This window comes from Pseudomonas sp. BN417 (genome assembly GCF_029871205.1).
Classification (GTDB): domain Bacteria; phylum Pseudomonadota; class Gammaproteobacteria; order Pseudomonadales; family Pseudomonadaceae; genus Metapseudomonas.
This window is the reverse complement of sequence record NZ_SSOJ01000066.1, coordinates 1-19,040: the sequence shown is the minus strand read 5'-3', so window position 1 is coordinate 19,040 and position 19,040 is coordinate 1. Positions and strand designations below refer to the sequence as shown.

At 57.3% G+C, this 19,040-nt stretch carries 16 protein-coding genes; 6 read left to right on the top strand and 10 right to left on the bottom strand.

Features of this window, described 5'->3' with window-relative positions; all coding sequences use genetic code 11:
* The first annotated feature begins 57 nt into the window (after positions 1 to 57).
* The 3 genes from atuF to E8F11_RS06380 all read left to right on the top strand — a co-directional run bounded on the left by atuF (position 58) and on the right by E8F11_RS06380 (position 5,046).
* Positions 58 to 2,040, top strand: coding sequence for a geranyl-CoA carboxylase subunit apha (atuF, locus tag E8F11_RS06390; RefSeq protein WP_280287994.1), 1,983 nt, complete (start codon positions 58 to 60; stop codon positions 2,038 to 2,040).
* 90 nt (positions 2,041 to 2,130) lie between these two features.
* Positions 2,131 to 2,955 (top strand): NAD(P)-dependent oxidoreductase, encoded by an 825-nt coding sequence (locus E8F11_RS06385; RefSeq protein ID WP_280287993.1) that lies wholly within the window; start codon positions 2,131 to 2,133, stop codon positions 2,953 to 2,955.
* Between the two features lie 267 nt (positions 2,956 to 3,222).
* A complete protein-coding gene (locus E8F11_RS06380) occupies positions 3,223 to 5,046 on the top strand; it encodes a long-chain-acyl-CoA synthetase (RefSeq protein ID WP_280287992.1) in 1,824 nt (607 codons plus the stop codon).
* 172 nt (positions 5,047 to 5,218) lie between these two features.
* Here the strand turns inward: E8F11_RS06380 and E8F11_RS06375 are convergent, their stop codons facing one another.
* From E8F11_RS06375 to E8F11_RS06365, 3 genes are all read right to left on the bottom strand, one after another.
* Positions 5,219 to 5,575, bottom strand: coding sequence for a hypothetical protein (locus E8F11_RS06375; protein WP_280287991.1), 357 nt, complete (start codon positions 5,573 to 5,575; stop codon positions 5,219 to 5,221).
* Positions 5,576 to 5,813: 238 nt separating this feature from the next.
* Complete coding sequence (locus E8F11_RS06370) at positions 5,814 to 6,473, bottom strand: hypothetical protein (protein ID WP_280287990.1); 660 nt, start codon at positions 6,471 to 6,473, stop codon at positions 5,814 to 5,816.
* Positions 6,470 to 7,060, bottom strand: coding sequence for an RNA polymerase sigma factor (locus tag E8F11_RS06365; RefSeq protein ID WP_280287989.1), 591 nt, complete (start codon positions 7,058 to 7,060; stop codon positions 6,470 to 6,472). The genes E8F11_RS06370 and E8F11_RS06365 overlap by 4 nt, the downstream gene beginning before the upstream one ends.
* A 333-nt stretch (positions 7,061 to 7,393) precedes the next feature.
* Here E8F11_RS06365 and E8F11_RS06360 point away from each other — a divergent pair, with 333 nt between their 5' ends.
* Genes E8F11_RS06360 through E8F11_RS06350 form a run of 3 tightly spaced genes read left to right on the top strand, consistent with a single transcriptional unit; the run spans position 7,394 to position 8,710 of the window.
* Positions 7,394 to 7,948 (top strand): DUF6680 family protein, encoded by a 555-nt coding sequence (locus E8F11_RS06360; RefSeq protein WP_280287988.1) that lies wholly within the window; start codon positions 7,394 to 7,396, stop codon positions 7,946 to 7,948.
* A gap of 3 nt (positions 7,949 to 7,951) precedes the next feature.
* Positions 7,952 to 8,323: a hypothetical protein gene (locus tag E8F11_RS06355; RefSeq protein WP_280287987.1), complete on the top strand. Its 372-nt coding sequence runs from the start codon at positions 7,952 to 7,954 to the stop codon at positions 8,321 to 8,323.
* Positions 8,324 to 8,332: 9 nt separating this feature from the next.
* Complete coding sequence (locus E8F11_RS06350; RefSeq protein ID WP_280287986.1) at positions 8,333 to 8,710, top strand: Rap1a/Tai family immunity protein; 378 nt, start codon at positions 8,333 to 8,335, stop codon at positions 8,708 to 8,710.
* Positions 8,711 to 8,791: 81 nt separating this feature from the next.
* Here the strand turns inward: E8F11_RS06350 and E8F11_RS06345 are convergent, their stop codons facing one another.
* The 7 genes from E8F11_RS06345 to E8F11_RS06315 form a co-directional block, all read right to left on the bottom strand.
* Positions 8,792 to 9,457: a hypothetical protein gene (locus tag E8F11_RS06345; RefSeq protein WP_280287985.1), complete on the bottom strand. Its 666-nt coding sequence runs from the start codon at positions 9,455 to 9,457 to the stop codon at positions 8,792 to 8,794.
* A 96-nt stretch (positions 9,458 to 9,553) separates the two neighbouring features.
* A complete protein-coding gene (locus E8F11_RS06340; protein WP_280287984.1) occupies positions 9,554 to 11,449 on the bottom strand; it encodes a P-loop NTPase fold protein in 1,896 nt (631 codons plus the stop codon).
* Positions 11,450 to 11,559: 110 nt separating this feature from the next.
* Positions 11,560 to 12,267: a hypothetical protein gene (locus E8F11_RS06335; RefSeq protein ID WP_280287983.1), complete on the bottom strand. Its 708-nt coding sequence runs from the start codon at positions 12,265 to 12,267 to the stop codon at positions 11,560 to 11,562.
* A 390-nt stretch (positions 12,268 to 12,657) separates the two neighbouring features.
* Positions 12,658 to 13,212 carry a tyrosine-type recombinase/integrase gene (locus E8F11_RS06330; protein WP_280287982.1) on the bottom strand — a complete coding sequence of 185 codons (555 nt, stop codon included), beginning with the start codon at positions 13,210 to 13,212 and terminating at the stop codon, positions 12,658 to 12,660.
* A 1,316-nt stretch (positions 13,213 to 14,528) separates the two neighbouring features.
* Positions 14,529 to 15,185 (bottom strand): hypothetical protein, encoded by a 657-nt coding sequence (locus tag E8F11_RS06325; RefSeq protein ID WP_280287981.1) that lies wholly within the window; start codon positions 15,183 to 15,185, stop codon positions 14,529 to 14,531.
* Positions 15,186 to 15,440: 255 nt separating this feature from the next.
* Positions 15,441 to 16,952, bottom strand: coding sequence for a recombinase family protein (locus E8F11_RS06320; protein ID WP_280287980.1), 1,512 nt, complete (start codon positions 16,950 to 16,952; stop codon positions 15,441 to 15,443).
* Between the two features lie 46 nt (positions 16,953 to 16,998).
* Positions 16,999 to 18,699: a VWA domain-containing protein gene (locus E8F11_RS06315; protein WP_280287979.1), complete on the bottom strand. Its 1,701-nt coding sequence runs from the start codon at positions 18,697 to 18,699 to the stop codon at positions 16,999 to 17,001.
* Between the last annotated feature and the right edge of the window lie 341 nt (positions 18,700 to 19,040).

Sequence of the window (19,040 nt, the reverse complement as noted above, 5' to 3'; positions counted from 1 at the left end):
ATCCGGGAACGACCAACCCCGGATTGCATCCGGGCCACGCAAAGCAGGAGCATTCCGATGCCCGCATTCAACAAGATCCTGATCGCCAACCGTGGCGAGATCGCCTGCCGGGTGATGCGCACCGCCCAGGCGCTTGGCTACCGCACGGTCGCGGTCTACAGCGAGGCCGACTCCGATGCGCTCCACGTGCAGCTGGCGGACGAGGCGGTTTGCATCGGCCCGGCCCCGGTCGCCCAGTCCTACCTGTCGATCGACGCCATCATCGACGCCGCTCGCAAAACCTGCGCCGACGCCATCCACCCCGGCTACGGTTTCCTCTCCGAAAACGCCGACTTCGCCCGCGCCTGCGAAGCGGCCGCCATCACCTTCATCGGCCCGACCGTCGAAGCCATCCACCTGATGGGCAGCAAGCGCCTGTCCAAGCTGGCCATGCTGGAGGCCGGCGTGCCCTGCATTCCGGGCTATGAAGGCGCCGAACAGGACGACGCCACTCTGGCGCGCGAAGCCCAGCGCATCGGCTACCCGTTGATGATCAAGGCCAGTGCCGGCGGCGGCGGGCGCGGCATGCGCCTGGTCGAGGAGCCCGACCAACTGCTGGCGCAACTGCGCACCGCCCGCTCCGAAGCACTGAACGCCTTCGGCAGCGCCGAGCTGATCCTGGAAAAGGCCGTGATCGCGCCGCGCCACGTGGAAATCCAGGTGTTCGGCGATCAATTGGGCAACCTGGTCTATCTGGGTGAGCGCGACTGCTCGGTGCAGCGCCGCCACCAGAAGGTGATCGAAGAAGCGCCCTGCCCGGTGATGACGCCCGAGCTGCGCCAGGCCATGGGCGAGGCGGCGGTGAAGGCTGCGCGCACCGTCCACTACGTTGGCGCCGGCACGGTGGAATTCCTGCTGGACGCCAGCGGCGCCTTCTACTTCCTGGAAATGAACACCCGTCTGCAGGTGGAGCACCCGGTGACCGAACTGGTCACCGGCCAGGACCTGGTGGCCTGGCAGATCCAGGTGGCCGAGGGCCTGCCGCTGCCGCTCGAGCAAGACGAAATCAAGCTGAATGGCCACGCCATGGAAGTGCGTCTCTATGCCGAGGACCCGGCCGCCGGTTTCCTGCCCCAGACCGGCCAGGTGCTGCGTTGGGAGCCGGTGGAGCTGGATGGGATCCGCATCGACCACGGTCTGGCGGAAGGCCAGGCGGTCACGCCCTTCTACGACCCCATGCTGGCCAAGGTCATCGCCTGGGGCGCCACCCGCGACGAAGCCCGGCGCAAGCTGGCGCGGGCGGTGGAGGACTGCGTGCTGCTGGGGGTCAAGGGTAACCAGCGCTTCCTCGCCAACCTGCTCAGGCACCCGCATTTCGCCGCCGGGGACGCCACCACGGCCTTTATCGGCGAACAATTCGGCAGCGATGCCAGCCTGAGCCCCCAACCGATCTCGCCGGCCGAGCTGGCCATCGCCGCCACGCTGCTCTACCAGGTTTCGGCCAGTGCCAACGCCCACCAGGGCGGGCTGGCCGGCTGGCGCAGCGCCGGCAACGCGCCCTGGCGCCTGGTGCTGCGCCAGGGCGAGCAGAAGCACGGGGTGGAACTGGCCGTACACGACGCCGGCCAGCAGCCGCGCCTGCTGGCCCGGGTCGCTGAAACGGAAATCGCCATCCGTCTGCTGCGCGCCGACGGCCGCTGGGCGGTGGTGGAGCTGGACGGCATCCGTCGCCGCGTCGCCTACCATCAACAGGCACAACAGCTCTGGCTGTTCGGGCAGAACGGCAACCTGGAGCTGCAGGACGTCACCCACGAGCCGGCTGGCGGCCAGGGCTCCGCGGGTTCGGGCACGGTAAAGGCGCCCATGGACGGCGCGATAGTCGAGGTGCTGGTGAGCGAAGGCGAGCGGGTCGGCAAGGGCCAGCTGCTGGTGGTGCTGGAAGCCATGAAGATGGAGCACCCACTGAAGGCCGGCGTGGACGGCGTGATCCGTCGCGTCCAGGTCACCCGCGGCGACCAGGTGAAGAGCCGCCAGCTGCTGGTGGAGGTGGAAGAAGCCTGACGCTACCCGCCGCTTCCCCGTGGAAGCGAATTCATTCGCGAAAGGGCCGTTTGGCGGCCCCCAGGAACAACAACAATCAGGAGAACGCGTATGTCACTGTCCGGCAAAACCCTGTTCATCACCGGTGCCAGCCGCGGCATCGGCCGCGAGATCGCCCTGCGCGCCGCCGCAGATGGCGCCAACATCGTCATCGCCGCCAAGAGCGCCGAGCCGCATCCCAAACTCCCCGGCACCATCTTCAGCGTGGCGGAGGAAGTCCAAGCGGCCGGCGGCAAGGCCCTGGCCCTGCAGCTGGATGTGCGCGACGAGAACGCGGTGCGTGAGGCCATGGCCAAGGCCGCTGCGCATTTCGGCGGCATCGACGCCTTGGTCAATAACGCCGGCGCCATCCGCCTCACCGGCGTCGAGCACCTGGAGCCCAAACGCTTCGACCTGATGTACCAGATCAACACCCGCGCGGTGATGGTCTGCAGCCAGGCCGCCCTGCCCTACCTCAAGGAAAGCGCCGGCGGCCATATCCTCAACCTGTCGCCGCCGCTCAACCTGGCGCCGAAATGGTTCGCCCAGCACGGCCCCTACACCGTCACCAAGTACGGCATGAGCATGCTCACCCTCGGCATGAGCGAGGAGTTCAAGAAGTACGGCATCAGCGTCAACTCGCTGTGGCCGCAGACCATGATCGCCACCGCCGCCATCGAGTTCGAGCTGGGCAGTCGCGAGGCCTTCAAGCGCGCCCGCACCCCGGCCATCATGGCCGACGCGGCCCACGCCATCCTCGCGAGCGAAGGCCGCAGCATCACCGGCCGCCTGCTGATCGACGAAGAGTTGCTGCGCGAACAGGGCCAGATCGAGTTCGAGCAGTACCGCTTCGACCCGGCTGGCGGTTCGCTGGTGCCGGACCTGTTCCTGGACTGAGGCTGGGCCGGACACTCCGCCCCTGCTCTTCCTTGTGGGGGCGAATTCATTCGCTATGGGCTGCGCAGCAGCCCCAATGGGTCCTCGGGCAGTCCTGCGGACTGCTCAGCGAATGAATTCGCCCCCACAAAAGATCGACAGCAGTCCGTGCTTCCCTGCATTTGCCCATCTGCCCGGCCACCAACGCGCCAGGGTCATGGCGGGGCCCTGCGCCCCGTCCTAGAGTGAGGCCATGCCTGCGTACAACAACGACAACACGCGAGAACCATGAGCCAAGCAGAACTGATCTCCCCGCTGCGTTTCATCGCCCGCCTGCCGAGCAACCTGCCGCGCCTGCCGCGAATGCTGCTGGGCCTCTACTACACCGGAATCCGCAACCGCGAGAAGGCGCTATCCCTGGGCTGGGCCCTGGAGCGGGCGGCACGCCTGTACCCGCAGCGTCCGGCGGTGATCGATGAGCAGCGCCGACTTGGCTACGCGGAGTTCAATGCCTGGAGCAACCGCCTGGCCCACGCCCTGAAGGCCGAAGGCGTAAGCCATGGCAGCGTGGTAGCGGTGATGCTGGAAAACCGCATCGAAGTGCTGGCGGCGCTGGGCGCCCTGGCCAAGCTCGGGGCCATCGCCGCCCTGGTAAACACCACCCAGCGCGGCAAGGTGCTGAGCCATAGCCTGAACCTGGTCAAGGCCCGTCATTTCGTCGTCGGCGAGGAGCTGTGTGAAGCCTTCGAGGAAGTCCGTTGCGAGCTGGAGGATGCCCGCCACTGTTACTGGGTCGCCGACGGCGACAGCCTGGCCGACCCCGCTGAAGCCCCGCCGGGCTGGCGGAACCTGATGCGCCTCGCCCTGGGGCAGCCGGAAAGCAACCCGGTGGAAACCGGACGGGTGCGCCTCAAGGATGCCTGCTTCTACATCTACACCTCGGGCACCACCGGCCTGCCCAAGGCCTCCATCCTCAGCCACGGCAAATGGATCAAGGCCTATGGCGGTTTCGGCCACTCGGGCCTATCGCTCACCGAGCGTGACGTCTTCTATCTGACCCTGCCCTGCTACCACAACAACGCGGTGACCGTGAGCTGGGCCTCGGTGCTGGCCGGCGGCGCCGCCATCGCCCTGCGCCGCAAGTTCTCCGCCAGCAACTTCTGGAAGGACGTGGCGCACTACCAGGCCACCTGCTTCGGCTACATCGGCGAACTCTGCCGCTACCTGCTGAACCAGACGCCCTGCCCCGAGGAGCAGGGCAACAGCCTGACCTGCATGATCGGCAACGGCCTGCGCCCATCGATCTGGACGGAGTTCAAGGAGCGCTTCGGCATCGAGCGGGTGATGGAGTTCTATGCCTCCAGCGAAGGCAATATCGGATTCACCAATGTGTTCAATTTCGACAATACCGTGGGCTTCTCCCCCGCCACCTTCGCCATGGTCCGCTACGACCTGGAGAACGACTGTCCCTTGCGCGACCACCGCGGCTTCCTCGAGGAAGTGGCCACGGGCGAACCGGGACTGCTGATCAGCGAGATCAGCCCCAAGTGGCCCTTCGACGGCTATACCGACCCGGCCAAGAGCGAGGCGGTGATCCTCCGCGACGTGTTCAAGAAAGGCGATGCCTGGTTCAACACCGGCGACCTGATGCGCAGCATTGGCTGCAAGCACGCGCAGTTCGTCGACCGCCTGGGCGACACCTTCCGCTGGAAGGGTGAGAACGTCTCGACCACCGAGGTCGAGAACGCCCTGGGGGCCTTCCCAGGGGTGGAGGACGCCGTGGTCTACGGCGTGGAGATTCCCGGCACCAATGGCCGCTGTGGCATGGCGGCCCTGCGCCTGGCCAATGGCGCGCAATTGGACCGGGAGGCCCTGGCCGCTCACCTGGACCGCGAGCTGCCGGCCTATGCCGCGCCGCTGTTCGTGCGCCTGCTGGAGGAAGTGGAGACCACCGGGACCTTCAAGTACAAGAAGACCGACCTGAAGAAACAGGCCTACGACCCGGAAGCGGTCAGGGCCCCACTCTTCGCCCGCCTGCCCGGCGACCAGGGCTTCCGGCCGCTGGATGGGGAGATCTACCAGGCGATCCAGCGCGGGGAGTACCGTTTCTGATGGCTGCGGGCGCTGTTCATTCGCGAATGAATTCGCTACAGACCTTTCTTTCACGCGGCATTGTGACCGTAGGTTGGGCTGAGCTCGGCGAAGCCCAACAGAACCGTGCGCCTTCGTTGGGCTTCGCTGCGCTCGCGGAACGCCGCCCGGCCCAACCTACAGTCGGTGTGCGTTAGCGCTTGAACTCGAACTGCAGCTCGGCACCCTCGACCGAGTGCCAGGCGTCAGTTTCCCGTTCGTTGGTGATCAGCTTGCCATTGAGCCCGAAGGGGCCCTCTGCGGGCTTCTCCGCGAACAGCTGCGGCAGCACGGCCTGGCCCGGCACATCGTCCTTGGCGTCGCCCGCCTCCAGCTCATTGGCCATGTCCTTGGGCAGGCTGAGGTCCAGCTTGGTATTGGGCAGGGGCGCCTTGACGGTGGTCAGGGTCTCCTTCGGCTTGATCGGCGTCGGAGCAGGTGGCACCAGTTTGGGGGCCGGCGCGGGCGGCGGCGGCACGGGCTTGGGGTCGGCGGCCGGGACAGACTCCACCGGAGGCGCCGGCACGTCGGCGGGGGCCGGCCGGGCGGACGGAGGGCTGGACGAGACTGGAGGCGGTGCGGGCGGTGCTCCGGGCTTCGGCGGCGCTTCCTTGTCGCAGGCCACTAGCAGGGTCAGTGCCAGGCAGGCACAAACGAGACGAATCGAGTGCATGGACGATCAGGTGAAGTCAGTGATGGCGCCATGCTCTACTTTCGCCAGCGCGGAGGCAAGCGTGGCGCGACCGCCGTTAGCGGTCACGCTTTAGCTCGCGCAGTTCGGCGGCGATATCCCGCTGGGGAAAGCGCGCCTGCAACTCATTCAGCAGCTTGTGCGCTTCCTCGCGCTTGCCCGCCTCCTGCAGTGCCAGTACCCGGCGCAGGCTGGCCTCCGGTTCCCCAGGCTGTGCCGACTTGGCCAGTTCCGCCTTGGGTGCGGCTTTTTCCTCCAGACGCAGCGGCTCGGTCTGTCGCTCCTGCAGCTCGGCGCTGCTATCGGCCATCGCGGACGCCTTCTTCTCCGCCTGGGCTGGCGGGCTGGCATAGGTCGCTGGCGCCGCCCTTGACATGGGCGCCGGCGCGGAAAGCGGCGCGACGCTGGCCGGGGGAGCATCGAAGCGTTCCTTGGCCTCTTCCTGGGTGCGCAAGGTCAGGCTCAGGCCGATTCCCAGGCTGGCAAAACCAGCAATGGCCACGACCCAGCGCTGCCGGCCCCCGCCCCCGAACAGCCAGGCATGCAGGCGCTCGCCAAAGGAGGGACGATGCGCCGCCCGGTTCTGCTCCGCCTGGGCCGCCGCCGCGGCGAGGATGCGCTGGTCCAGCCCAGCGGACGGCTCTTCCTGGCTGTGCCGGCGGTAGTGTTCGAGCAGGGCCTGTTCCATATCGTCCGGCTTGTGCGGGTCTCGGTTCATGCGGATACCTCCTCGGCCGCGGCCGGGTCGGCCAGCAGCCGACGCAACTTCTGCAACGCATAGCGCAAGCGGCTCTTTACCGTCTCGGCGGGCGTGCGGGTGAGTTCGGCGATCTCGTGCAGCTCCAGGTCGCCGTGGGCACGCAGCAGGAAGACCTCGCGCTGCTCGCCCGGCAGTTCGTCCAGGGCCGCGCGCAGGCGCTGCTGGTCCTGGCTCAGGGCCAGCTCCTGCTCGGGGTCCGGGCTGCTGCCCGGTAGCGCCTCGCCGTGCAGGGCCTCGTCGAAGGCTTCTTCGCGGCCCTGCTGGCGACCATGCTTGCGCCAGTGGTCGATCAGGCGGTTGCGGGCGATCTGGTAGAGCCAGGTCTTGAAGCTGGCCTGGCCACGCTGTTCGGAGGCGCTGCGGATCAGGTTCAGCCAGGTTTCCTGGAAGATTTCCTCGGCCAGGGCACCGTCGCCGCAGAGGCCGCAGAGAAAACGGTAAAGGCCGAGGCGATGGCGCGCGTAGAGCACGCCAAAGGCCTCGGCATCGCCGCTGCGGTAACGCCGCAGCAAGGCGGCGTCGTCATCCGTGAGGATCGGGTTCACGTCATTCCTTCCGCGCTTGGGATGGGGCGGGAGTTTGCAGGCAAAAATCACCGTTAGTTCCACCAGTCATAAAACTCTCCAGATTCGATCGATCTGCCCTACCCCATTAGACGAAGGGAGATCGTAGGTCGGGTTAACGACACAGGACGAATCAGCGTCCCTGTAGAGAAGAACGGCAGGAAACCTCAAGCTGCGCTGGAGGATCGTGCCATTCAGATTGCTAGAGACGAACACGCTATCGTGAATGTAACCTCTGCAGTTCGGAAGGATGCCCTTACCCATAGTAAGAAGAAATGAAATTCCGAGCTATTGAAGATAAAGCCGGGGGACTGCATGGACAAAATTACAATATCTGACTGGTTAATGATGTTCGTCGTGCTAGCAGGGCCAATTATAGCCGTCCAGTTAACACGATACTTGGATAGCAGAAATGAAATTCAGGGCCGCAAGCTTCAAATTTTCAAAACCCTCATGGCAACACGAGCGTACACCATATCGTGGCACCACGTAGAGGCACTAAACAGCATCGATCTTGAATTCAATCAAAAGAACAAGAAAGAGAAGCAAGTTATTGAGGCTTGGAAGCAGTACCTTGACCACCTTGGATTAGATAAAATGGACCCGGACCAATGGGCCATTCGAAGAGTCGACCTATTTGTTGAGTTACTCCACAAGATGGCAATTGTACTAAAGTATGACTTCGACAAGACCCACATAAAGAACTCATCATATGCCCCGCGAGCTCACGGCGACATTGAAAACGAACAAGGCAACATGAGGAAGATGGCAATTGAGCTTCTCGAAGGAAAAAGAGTCCTTCCCCTCTACGTAACTAATCTTAATGGGCAAGGTGAGCAAGCAGCCATCCCTGAGCCAAAAGGAGACTGACAAATGAAAAGGATTGCACTGGGATTAGTGCTCATTGGAAGTGCAAGTGTCGTTCCCGTACATGCAGCCGACAGCAATGGTATGTTTAATGTCCAGGGGCTAGGGAACCACAGTTGTGGAAAATTCATTGAAGCAGCCAACCAAGCGAACAACCAAAGCAACTGGTCAAGCTGGAACAATTACGCCTCCTACACAGCAGGCTATATAACTGGCCTGAATGAATACCTGAACTCCACACATGACCTAATGAGAAGTACGGACATGGATGGAGTGATGGCGTATATTGAGAAATTCTGCCGAGAAAATCCATTGGAGGATTTTCACGATGGCTTGCAGGCTTTAACCACCGAACTCTACCCAAAAAGGAAACAATGAGGTTGCGACATGAAGCGGATTCTTGCAGCAATCGGACTGGTGGTGTGTAGTGCTGGGGTTATGGCCGAAGTGAGGATGAACGGAAGCGAGTTACTCACTCAGTGCAAATCTGCAATTAAAGTAGACGACAAAATTGCCGACCAGAGGGATCAAACGGATGGCCTTTTCTGTATAGGAAAGCTGCAAGGAATCATGCAAAGCACCTTCATTAATGCAGACTACCTGCCCAAGGAGCGCCGATTCTGTCCCCCTAAGACAGGCTTTTCAAACATTCAAGCTGCAAGGGTTGTAGTGAAGTATCTTGAGGAGAATCCTCAGAGCCTGCACATCCACGAAACTGCATTGGCGATACATGCTCTGGTGCTGGCGTATCCGTGCGAGAAGTAAGGCAACACCCTCAAGCCCCCCAATGTGAGGGCTTTTGTTTGTGCACGCTATAACAAGCTGTAAAGGGACCAGGGGCTGTTTTCAGATGTACAGGCGATTTAGTGCCCGCCCACATGTAACCAAAGAGTTTTGAACCTCCACCGTGCCTTGGAGGACATCTCGCACCCAATAATCAGTGTAATCCTTTCCTTTGTACTTAAAGCCGTTAACCTTGCCGCCACGCCGATCCTCGACGAACGACAATGATGAGTTGTGCTTGATCAATTGGCGATGCTTCACGATATTTGTGAATGCCTGCATGTACTCGTACCAAGCAGACGAAGTAGCGATTTTCAACTGATCCTTTAGTTCGCCGGCAGGTAGCTTCTTAAGAACGTCGTGGATATAGAAATTACCTGTGCAGGGCTCCGGCACTACCAAACCATTTAATAGCTGACCAAAGCTATCAAATGCGTTTCGGGTCACGCTAATACAGGCAATCAAATTAGCTTCGCTTGCCAGATTTGCCTCAGTTAATAAGTCATTTTTCTCAGTCACGCCAAACACATGCTCAGCAAGCAGCATTCCTGTTGGATCGTTCTCAGTATTGAAGGCTTCAAAGGCATCACGTGCTAGCTTTTTATGGTATTCAAAGATCTCACGGGAACGGCCTAGCGAGTTCGTAATCTCGACCAACGATTCTCCATCCACCGGACGATTTTCTCGTATGCGATCTCTCAGCTCTTTGAGATTCCATGCACTGATCAATACCTTTCTCCCATGTAAATTCTTCGCTTCGGGGTTAACGTATACCAGAACAATTAGAACATCTAGTGAAATTCGATTTTTGGCATGAATTTCTTCTTATCTATTTTTTGCCCTAACCTCCCCCAACAAACTAATTACTGGATCGACAGCGTTTTCCGCTAGGGAGATACACAAATGTGAAGTTAGAGTGCCAGGGTTGGATTTAGCCGTGTAAATGAGAACCCCATAAACAGCTAAAAGCCACCCGAACTCATCCGTCAATTTTTCAGCGGAACTGAGGAATTTGTACCTTTCCTTGAACAAGGCATGAATCACCCCCATTTCCTTGCTTCTACCCTCAAGATATGCATGTACAAAATCGACGGGACTTAAGTAATCAAGGATGGGAGTTTCGTAATAATCATTTGGACCATGATTGGAATGGATAAGTTTTAGTGTGAACGATCTCGGATCAACCCTTAAGACTTCTACTAATTCACTGGCAAGACTAGGAAGTTTTTTTGAATAGGCTTCAACCGCCTTACTTCGGAGATGAGAGCAGACCTCCTTGAACTCGGCATGCTCTGAATAAAGATAGCCCATTCCAAAGGCGGATTCATCATCGTAAAACCTAACGCTCTCGCTAAGTTCAAGTTTCCCTTGAACGAAAAGAGTATCGATCACATGCTTTGAACTGGAAAGAACTTTATCTACACTGGAGGGATAAAGCGAGATACTTGCAAGATGCATGTAGATTCCACAAACATGCTTTATTTCACTTTCTGCGTTGTAATTTCCGTTTTTGAACTCTAACCACACCGTGTCCACTAGGGAGGAAAAATCACTATCGCTCAGGCTTCTAAATTTCCATAGCCTCACCCAGTTTGGACTATTCTTGGATGCAAGGTGCCTGCTTTTTAAAATGTTTTCGTGGATTTTCTCTTTGCAAATCCGACCATCCCCAAGAATAGATTTCCATACCTCCGCATCAAATGGCGTGTCATACGGATTAAAATCTGGATACTTCCTATTAAGATCAATTACGAGGCTGTCTTTTTCTTCTTGGCCATTGGAACTTGTTAAATGTATCTTGACGTATCGATGGCCTAACCCTTCTATTTCGTCAACATTCATCCGTCCATGTCTTATCTCGAAAGAATAAATCAAAAAGTCCCTAAGCAAATGCGCCATCAGGTCTGGACAGTCTAACGCTTCTTGGTCAAGGCTTTTTTTGAGCCTGCAGAAATCTAGTAGAGCCTGCCGAAGGTGACGCAGGTTATTATAGGTTGAACTTTCATATACGGTTTTTATCAAATCAAGATGCGAGTTATAGAAATTTGACTGCCCAGACTCTTCAATGAACGCACCTAAAGCCTCACTCAAGTTCGCTTCTATCTTAAATGTTTTCCCAACCAACTTCTCTTTTATTGTGGCGTACTGATTTTTTTGGCCGCCATCCTTGGATTTCTGCGTTATTTCTTCTTCATTGGCTACCAGGATAACCTTGTAATCTTGGTGTTCGACAAAATGATTTATATATCCAAGAAGGCTTTCGATAGGTATACCACACCGTTCAATATCGTCGAATATTAAGACATGCTTTGAAGTGTTTTTTAGGTAGTCTGGAAGTTTTATCTCTGGCAAGGTAGGACTTGCGTTTCCGTCGCTTTTTCCGTCTCGATCAAGATCTATCTTTAGTGTGCCCTTCAGTGCTCCTTTGAGTATTTTTCCTGTGATCTCCATTCCCTTATGGGATAGCACTGGATGGAGCTTTCTAAAAAATTCGTACTCAATCTCTGAGAAATTCGACATACCATACAAGCTTACATACAACTCCTTGCCATCCCTACCTCTTAATTCCCTTATGAACTGATTGATAAACCACGTTTTTCCAGACCCCCACTGACCACTAATGAGAACCGCATACTGAGGCACGACACTCGATAAGCAGTAATCCATAATAAAGGATTTTACATGATGGTTTCGATCAAACTTGACTGACACTATGTTCATTGCTAGTTTATTCTTTTAGATTTTTAGGATTTGTTGATTCCAGATGCTCGCCTAGACCAAGAAGTCATTCTTGCTCATGGTGAGACACATTGCATGTGCATGAAGACTCTTCAGTAATTGACTACCCACCAAGAGCAGGCGGCGACTACTATGCTAGCTACTCCAAGAATGGCGGGAAGAATATAGTCGCTCATCCATGGCGTGAAGATGATCCCGCGAAGGAAGCCGAAAATCTGAGAGTGCCAAACGGCATAGCGATTTGGCTTTATATCGACGTTGTACCCACTAGAAACACCCTCCCCACCCTTTGCGGTTAAGAAGGTATACGTCACAGCGAAACGAATCTCGTGCCCATAATTCAGCCGATACCTTGCGACAGGAAACCTCTTCTCTTCGGCGTCTGAGGCCATCTTCATCCGATACCTCATCTGACCGTTCGGATATATTTTCAATACCTTATTCGCCTGATTCGTACCGAGCGATGAAGCGTCGTAAGCCTTTACCTTCTCCAGTATCAGTTTGTGGTAGACAGTGGCGACATGGCTGATCAGTGCTCTCTCAAACGATAGAAGCATTGCCTCATCAGGAAGCCGTGACTCTGCTGGAAGCTTCTGGATATATCGAAGCAGGAAATGCAGGTTGATAACCGCGATGACCAGCCAGAGGTTATGAGTGTTCTCCCGAATCTTGAGCGAGAAACCGATAATGTTGATCGCCTTCAGGTCGGCGGAGAAATACCAAGCCAGTAGCACGGCAGTAGAGAAGGCGACAAGAAAGGCACGGGCCTTCTTCAGATCACTGTCAATATCAGGGTCCATCGATCCCCCCCAGCATCCTAAATGGCAATGAGCCAGCCTAACTGATCCACTGATCAGAGGCAAAACCGAAGAATGCGTTCTAGAGGGGAATCCCATCCCCGCCGCCGAAAAAAGTGCGCACTCTTCGAAGAGTTCTGATTTCATCTGGAAAAAATAAGTCTAGGGCCTTCTGGGAACCTAGATTTTAGCGTGATGTTCTTAACAGGCCGCGACCGAGGCCAATGGAAAGCCAAGTAAAAGCAAAGTAAGTCTGGCACTCTCGAATCAAGGCGATCCGACAGAAGCACTCTACAAGCCTCTACAATCAACGACATTCAAAAGCACTACAACGCATAGCCAGAAACGAAGAAAGCCCCATGTAGGGGCCTTCTGGTGGCGTATGGCTGGAAGTCAGAACACGAACTCGTGATAAGTGGCGTCAATCTCAGCCTGTGTTAGCCCGATGTATACCATCGTTACCGCAGGGCTGGAGTGGTTCAGCACCTTGCAAATCAGCTCGATTGACATCCCGCTACTGTGCATCAGCCAGCCACGGGTTTTCCGCATGCTATGGGTGCCGAGTTGGATACTCATCTCATCCCCGACAGCCTTGAAGGCATTGGCGACGGAGATGCGGCTAACCGGCTTGCCCTTCGCCCTGTTGCTGTCCACTTCGAACAGGTAGGTGTGGCCAGGGTGTGCCTTCCGGCGCTGCTGGACGATGGCCTTGGCCGAGCTGTTGAGGTCAATGGAGCGAGTCTTGCCGGTCTTGCTCTCCTTGATAACTAGCTTGTCACCCGACACATCTTCAAAGGTCAGGCTGAGCAGGTCACTGATGCGAAGGGCAGTGTTGATGCCGAAGCGCCAGATGTCCGCGTACAGAGTGTTGCCCTTGGCGTTCTTGGTCAGCTTGCGGGAAATGGTCTCAGCGTCACTCTGGGTCTTGACCGCTTCTACGATGTTCATCCTATTTAACTCCCCGCCTGATTCTGCCTTGATGTGTTAATTAGAACAGGGGCACGAGGAACAGGTCAAGTGTTTTCGGGGCTTAGCTAACTTACAGAATAGCATTCTGTTAATTAGAAGCTCCCCCTCCATCCCGACTCCCCATCAATGACGGTACGACTCCTACTAGGGCGAGAGATGTGCTTGCAGCACCCTGCTCCAGCCTTCGCCTGTCTCAGATTTTCTGTCCACTCGCCGAAACTACCGTCTGTCGGCTTCTTTCTCTGTAGACTTGACCTAGCGCATTGGCGTGTGCATTTCGCATATCTTCAATGATCGTATTTCTCTGGAAATTGCGACATTGACTGTTAGGAAGCGTTTTGCTTGATCACTAACGTGATCCCCTCCCGTAGAATCAGAGCTACAGACGTACTACAAATCAAACACTGTTCAGAATGGACTCTGTCAACCCATAGTTTACGTATAGATTCTCTGAATTTAATTGACTAATTTTCAACCAATTTTATTCGGTCGCATAATATTAGACGGTAGTGGGGACTACTAACGAAGTGGGGACCACCGTCCAAAGGAGGATACTAACTACCAGTGGTCAACCACTGGTACAGACCATTGCACCAAAGCGGAGCTTAATACTGACTACTCCTCAAGGCTGATCCGACTCTAGGTGTTGACGGGGAAATATAAATTGATGAAATCAATCCCCGTCTGCTCTTGATCTTTCTCTTTTCTTGATTGTGTAATCAACTGTTAAGGGATACTAACTACCAGTCGTTGACGACTGGTACAGACTACACCCCGGCCTTCAGCCGATGTCTTTGCACCTAAGATCGAAGATCAAGAGATAAGAGCAGGGGAAGATTGATTTCATCAATTAATTTTCTTCCCCTATCAGCCGTTAGGCTGGATCACTAACCCACGTGGAATAGCTATCCCATGGCGAACGAAGTTCAAGGCTGACACAATTCAAGCGCCAGCTTAGACTGATCCAGTTATAATCTGATCCAATTATGATAGTAGAGGGGATTTGTTAATTAACAAAAATCCCCTTAATTTGCTTTGGTGCAAAAAGAGACGACGAAGGAGGCGACCATAGCCGGTAGGCTGGGGGTTACTACTCTACCAGTGGGAACTACTGGTATTTACACCTATTATATTAGTGGGGACAAATTATTAATTTGTTTTGTCCCCTATCAGCCGTTAGGCTGGATCACTATTCTAACTGAAACTTGACACGTAAGCCCCGCTTACCCTAAGGGTTTCCCCCGTAACGGTGTTACCCCGAGGCGCCTTCGCTGCCTCTTCTTTATAGTTGCGGGTTAAGGAATTTGGTCATAGTCGGGCGAGAGTGCCTTGCCCTCCCACGCCTGACGGCACACCTTCACAAACCGACCGATCACCTTACGATACGCGGCCATGGTGTACTCGTTGCCACGGCTGTCACTGAAGAGGTGGCCAGAGCTGAACTCATCCATGCAAAGGATTCGCCCAAGGTCACGGAAATTGAAATTCAGCTTTCCTGACTTCGCGATCAGGGTGGAGTCAGTCACCACGACAGCCTTCAGCAGCATGAAGAACCTCTCCTGATTGCTGAGCTTGTAGGCCATCAGTTCACGACCATGCGGATTGATCACCTTTCTCTTCGCCCTGGTGGGCTTGGCCTTCAGGCTACCATCTAAAAGCGCCTGTGCCACAGGATCACTTAGCTGAGTCTCGGTAACCTCGCGATCATCATTCTGAGGGCGAAGTGTGCGCTTCAACTCACCCGTTAGGGTATCGATGATCAACACCTTGCTACCGTCACGTTGTACAAGGTAACGGCCATCAGAGGTGGCCTTGGATACACCATCATCCGATTGTGTGTTATCCACAATCAGGCGGAGCTGGGGCTTACGTTTGGGTGTTGCTAACGCATGTGTTGCGGCGGGAGGTGTAGCGAGGGAGGGTGTTGCAGAATTAAAGGCGACGTTCGTCATTAGAATTTTCTCCTGTACTGGTTATGTCATAGGCAATTCCTCGGTGTGGTTGCCGGTGTTTGGATTAGTGCTGAATCCCAGAAGCGCGAAAACCTCCCTGCAAGACACTGCGTAATCGCAATGGTTGCGGTGGAGGCTTTCGTGTCGGGAAGTGTCGTCAGGTCGCTGACGAGAGCTGCGTAATGTACAGTCACGGCCAACTATTGTCAACTCATAGTTCGACGATCATGTCAACTATCATGGAGGGAACCGACTCTAACCGCCCTCCTCCTCTGGCCAGACGTGTTTCTTGGATGACAAGTTCTCAAACTCGTACCGGCCATGAGGCGTGTCCATTAGGTACATGGCGGGCTTGGGGGCGTAGCCGGCATACCTGCACTCGGAGAAGTCGTAGCCGTTGATACTCTCGACAGGCGCGGTGATACGGCCATCAGGAAAGAAATGAATGGCGAACCCCACTGACTTCAACAGTGCATTCCAGCGTTCAGAATCGTCATCAAGTAGATCGTTTTCGGTCTCAACAGCATCGTCTAGGGTGATCGGGCCGCTATCCTGCACAAGGAACGTCAACCTACCCTGCTTCTCTTCCCGTTCAGCGATGAGAGCCTGAATACGTCTTTTCAGCTCATCTGTCGCCCCCAGCTCTGCAAGGCCGTACAACTGGTCTAGACGCTGACTAATCTCGTCCAGCTCTCCCCGAACGACAATGGCTTGCTTCTCACTCTCCGAGAGCTGTTGCTGCTGCAATGCTCGCTGTAGGTAGGAACTGGACGTTTGTGAGGCGAGGAAGTTGAACAAGGCATATGGAATCGACTTGTTGTTGGTGCAGCCCAACTCGCCGATACGGTGGCGCTTCCCGCAGACGACGAATGTCCCTTTGCCCTTGTTGGCCTTTACAGTGGCGTTTGCACCGCACACACCGCACTTCACTAGACCAGACATTGTGTGCTTTCGAGCTGCTGAGCGCGGCGCCTCCACTCTCTGCTCCAAACGCTTCTGGACGCGGTAGAACAGGTCCTTGGAAATGACTGCGGGAAATACATCAGGTATGTCGTCCCAGTAGCCTATGGCAGCTTTCAGGCCCATCCAGCGACGGATAGTGGTGGGGTCTAGCTTGGCCAACATCGGATGCTTGTCAGCGATACGTGCGTGAATCCGTTTCTCTCCAAGGCCCGAAGCGAAGTCTTCGAACGCTTGCACGATCAGCGGGACAAGATCGGTGATCAACTGGCCGTCATTGTCGAGCCAAACAGGGGTGCGAATCTTGACCTTCTCCCCTACCCTCGCCTTCCTGCGACGATCTTCGTAACTGGCCGCTACGCGCCGCGACAAGGCGGCAGAATACTGGTGTGCCTGCTGAATCTTGGCGACCAGCAAGAACAGATTGTGGTTGTTGACCGAATCTCTGTCGTAACGGGCGCCATCGTCTAGGGTGATGATGGAGACGCCAGCGAGCACGATTTCAGACAGAATCGGGAACATCTCCAACGGCTCAAGGCGGCCTGCTCGGTCCATGGCTTCGATCAGGATCACATCACCTGACTTTATTGCACCATCCTGAATGGCTTGCCGTAGCTTGCCGAAACCGTGTTCAAGGTGAGCGCCCTTGAAACCAGAGCGCGCCTTATCCTCATATTTCTGAGTAAACAGCGCGTAGTCCGGGTGCCTGTCCAACCAATCACCAACCATTTTCTGTTGGCGTTCCAGAGTGGACCCGCCACGCTGGCTGGCATGGCTGAATCGAAGGTATGGCACGGCATAGGGCATGGGAGCTACCACCAGACTACAACTGAAAATCTGATGGTAGCACGAGCTACTTTTGCAGGCTTTGGGCAAGTTCCACCAGTTGCACGAATTCGCCGCGCAGGCCGAAGCGGTCCTCGCCACGGGCGTTGCGGGCCAGACGGGCGCTGTCAGCCAGGCCGAACTCGCCGGTGTACTGGCCGCCCTTGAGCTGCTGGGCGAAGGCCGCTACGGACGCCGCGAAGCGCAGGTCTTCGCTGGCATCCTGCAGGCTGGGTACCTGGCCGGCCGCGATCGGGCGCTCCAGCAGGCGGCTCTGCTCGCTTCCCGGCGCCTTGTAGCGCACCCGCAGCCAGGCCAGCTCGCCGGATTTGGCGTCGGCCTTGGCGGCCGCCTGGTAGCGCAGCGGCTCCAGCCAGCCCTTGGCACCGGCTGGGACTATCTCGTAGAGCGCGGTGATGGTATGCCCGGCGCCGATTTCACCGGCGTCCACCTTGTCGTTGCTGAAGTCCTCGCGCTTGAGCGCACGGTTCTCGTAGCCGAGCAGGCGGTATTCGCTGACCTCGGCCGGGTTGAATTCCAGCTGCAGTTTCACGTCCCTGGCCACCACGGACAGTGTGGAGCCGAGCTGGTCCACCAGCACCTTGCGCGCCTCGCGCAGGTTGTCGATGTAGGCGTAGTTGCCATCGCCGGCATCGGCCAGTTGCTCCATCAGCCGCTCGTTGAAGTTGTCCACGCCAAAGCCCAGGGTGGTCAGGGACACCCCGCCCTTGCGCTTCTGCGCCGCCAGTTGCTTGAGGCTCTCGAAATCACTGATGCCGACGTTGAAGTCGCCATCGGTGGCCAGCAGTATGCGGTTGATTCCATTCGGGATCAGCCCCTTCTGCGCCTCGGCGTAAGCCAGCTGGATGCCCGACTCGCCAGCCGTCGAGCCACCGGCGCTGAGCTGTTCGATGGCGGCGCGGATCTTCACCTTGTCGCTGCCGGGCGTGGAGTCCAGCACCACCCTTGCCTCCCCGGCGTAGGTCACCAGGGATACGCGGTCCTGCGGGCGCAGCTGGTCCACCAGCAGCTTGAGGGTGCCCTGCACCAGGGGCAGCCCTTCGCGCCTGTCCATGGAGCCGGAAACGTCCACCAGGAACACCAGGTTGGCCGGCGGCAACTGGTCGACGCTGCGGTCGGAGGCCTTGATCGCCACCCGCAACAGGCGGGTCTGCGGGTTCCAGGGAGTCTGCGCCAGCTCGATGCCGATGCCGAAGGGCACATCGCCCTCCGGCAACGGATAGCTGTAAGGGAAGTAGTTGACCATTTCCTCCAGGCGCACCGCATCAGCCGGCGGCAGCTGGCCGCCATTGAGGAAGCGCCGCACGTTGGCGTAGCTGCCGGTATCGACGTCGATGCTAAAGGTGGAGACCGGCTCGCTGGCCACCGCGTGCACCGGGTTGTCGGCCAGGTGCTGGTACTGCTCGCGGGGTACGTCGCGGTAGCCCGGCAGGCTGGAGTCCGGCATGGACATGGGCATGGGCGCGACCATCGGCATCTGCCGGGTTTCGGCAGAGAAGTCGGCGCGCTTGGCCAGTTCGGCCGGCGCGCTGGCCTTGCTCTCCTCGCGCAGCTCCAGTTCGGGCTGGCTCGCCACTGGCGCGGCCTCACTCTTGCCGGCGGGCGGCGCGGAGGCATCCTGGGTGCTGCAGGCCGCCAGGACCAGCAGCAGGCCGGCGGTGAAACCGGCAGCGAGGGGTTGTTGCTGAAGAAAGTTATGGCTGGACATGGACGCCTCCTGGGAACGAATGAGCCATTCGCACCAGTAGACGGATGCCCGCCATTGAACGGGTTAAGGCTGCGCTGATTTCCTGTGGGGCTGCCTTGCGGCCCTTGGCGAATGAATTGGCTATGTCTGCATTCAGTGTTGCTAGAACCACCTGAACCAGGCTGATTGTCGAGCGGGCTGCGAGTTTCTGTTTCGCCTCCCGGCGAGTTTCTTTTGGCAGTCGCCCCAAAAGAAACCAAAAGGGCTTGCCCCTGCATCCGGCCCGACTTCGTCGGGTGCCCTCGCTCCATCGTTGCTCCGGGGGCCCGGCGTGAGGGGCCATCCATGGCCCCGCACGCCTC

Bases quoted from the DNA above. Each gene is read 5' to 3' on its own strand.
- atuF (WP_280287994.1), top strand. From the start codon at position 58: ATGCCCGCATTCAACAAGATCCTGATCGCCAACCGTGGCGAGATCGCC.
- E8F11_RS06385 (WP_280287993.1), top strand. From the start codon at position 2,131: ATGTCACTGTCCGGCAAAACCCTGTTCATCACCGGTGCCAGCCGCGGC.
- E8F11_RS06380 (WP_280287992.1), top strand. From the start codon at position 3,223: ATGAGCCAAGCAGAACTGATCTCCCCGCTGCGTTTCATCGCCCGCCTG.
- E8F11_RS06370 (WP_280287990.1), bottom strand. From the start codon at position 6,473: ATGAACCGAGACCCGCACAAGCCGGACGATATGGAACAGGCCCTGCTC.
- E8F11_RS06360 (WP_280287988.1), top strand. From the start codon at position 7,394: ATGGACAAAATTACAATATCTGACTGGTTAATGATGTTCGTCGTGCTA.
- E8F11_RS06355 (WP_280287987.1), top strand. From the start codon at position 7,952: ATGAAAAGGATTGCACTGGGATTAGTGCTCATTGGAAGTGCAAGTGTC.
- E8F11_RS06350 (WP_280287986.1), top strand. From the start codon at position 8,333: ATGAAGCGGATTCTTGCAGCAATCGGACTGGTGGTGTGTAGTGCTGGG.
- E8F11_RS06340 (WP_280287984.1), bottom strand. From the start codon at position 11,449: ATGAACATAGTGTCAGTCAAGTTTGATCGAAACCATCATGTAAAATCC.
- E8F11_RS06335 (WP_280287983.1), bottom strand. From the start codon at position 12,267: ATGGACCCTGATATTGACAGTGATCTGAAGAAGGCCCGTGCCTTTCTT.
- E8F11_RS06330 (WP_280287982.1), bottom strand. From the start codon at position 13,212: ATGAACATCGTAGAAGCGGTCAAGACCCAGAGTGACGCTGAGACCATT.
- E8F11_RS06325 (WP_280287981.1), bottom strand. From the start codon at position 15,185: ATGACGAACGTCGCCTTTAATTCTGCAACACCCTCCCTCGCTACACCT.
- E8F11_RS06320 (WP_280287980.1), bottom strand. From the start codon at position 16,952: ATGCCCTATGCCGTGCCATACCTTCGATTCAGCCATGCCAGCCAGCGT.
- E8F11_RS06315 (WP_280287979.1), bottom strand. From the start codon at position 18,699: ATGTCCAGCCATAACTTTCTTCAGCAACAACCCCTCGCTGCCGGTTTC.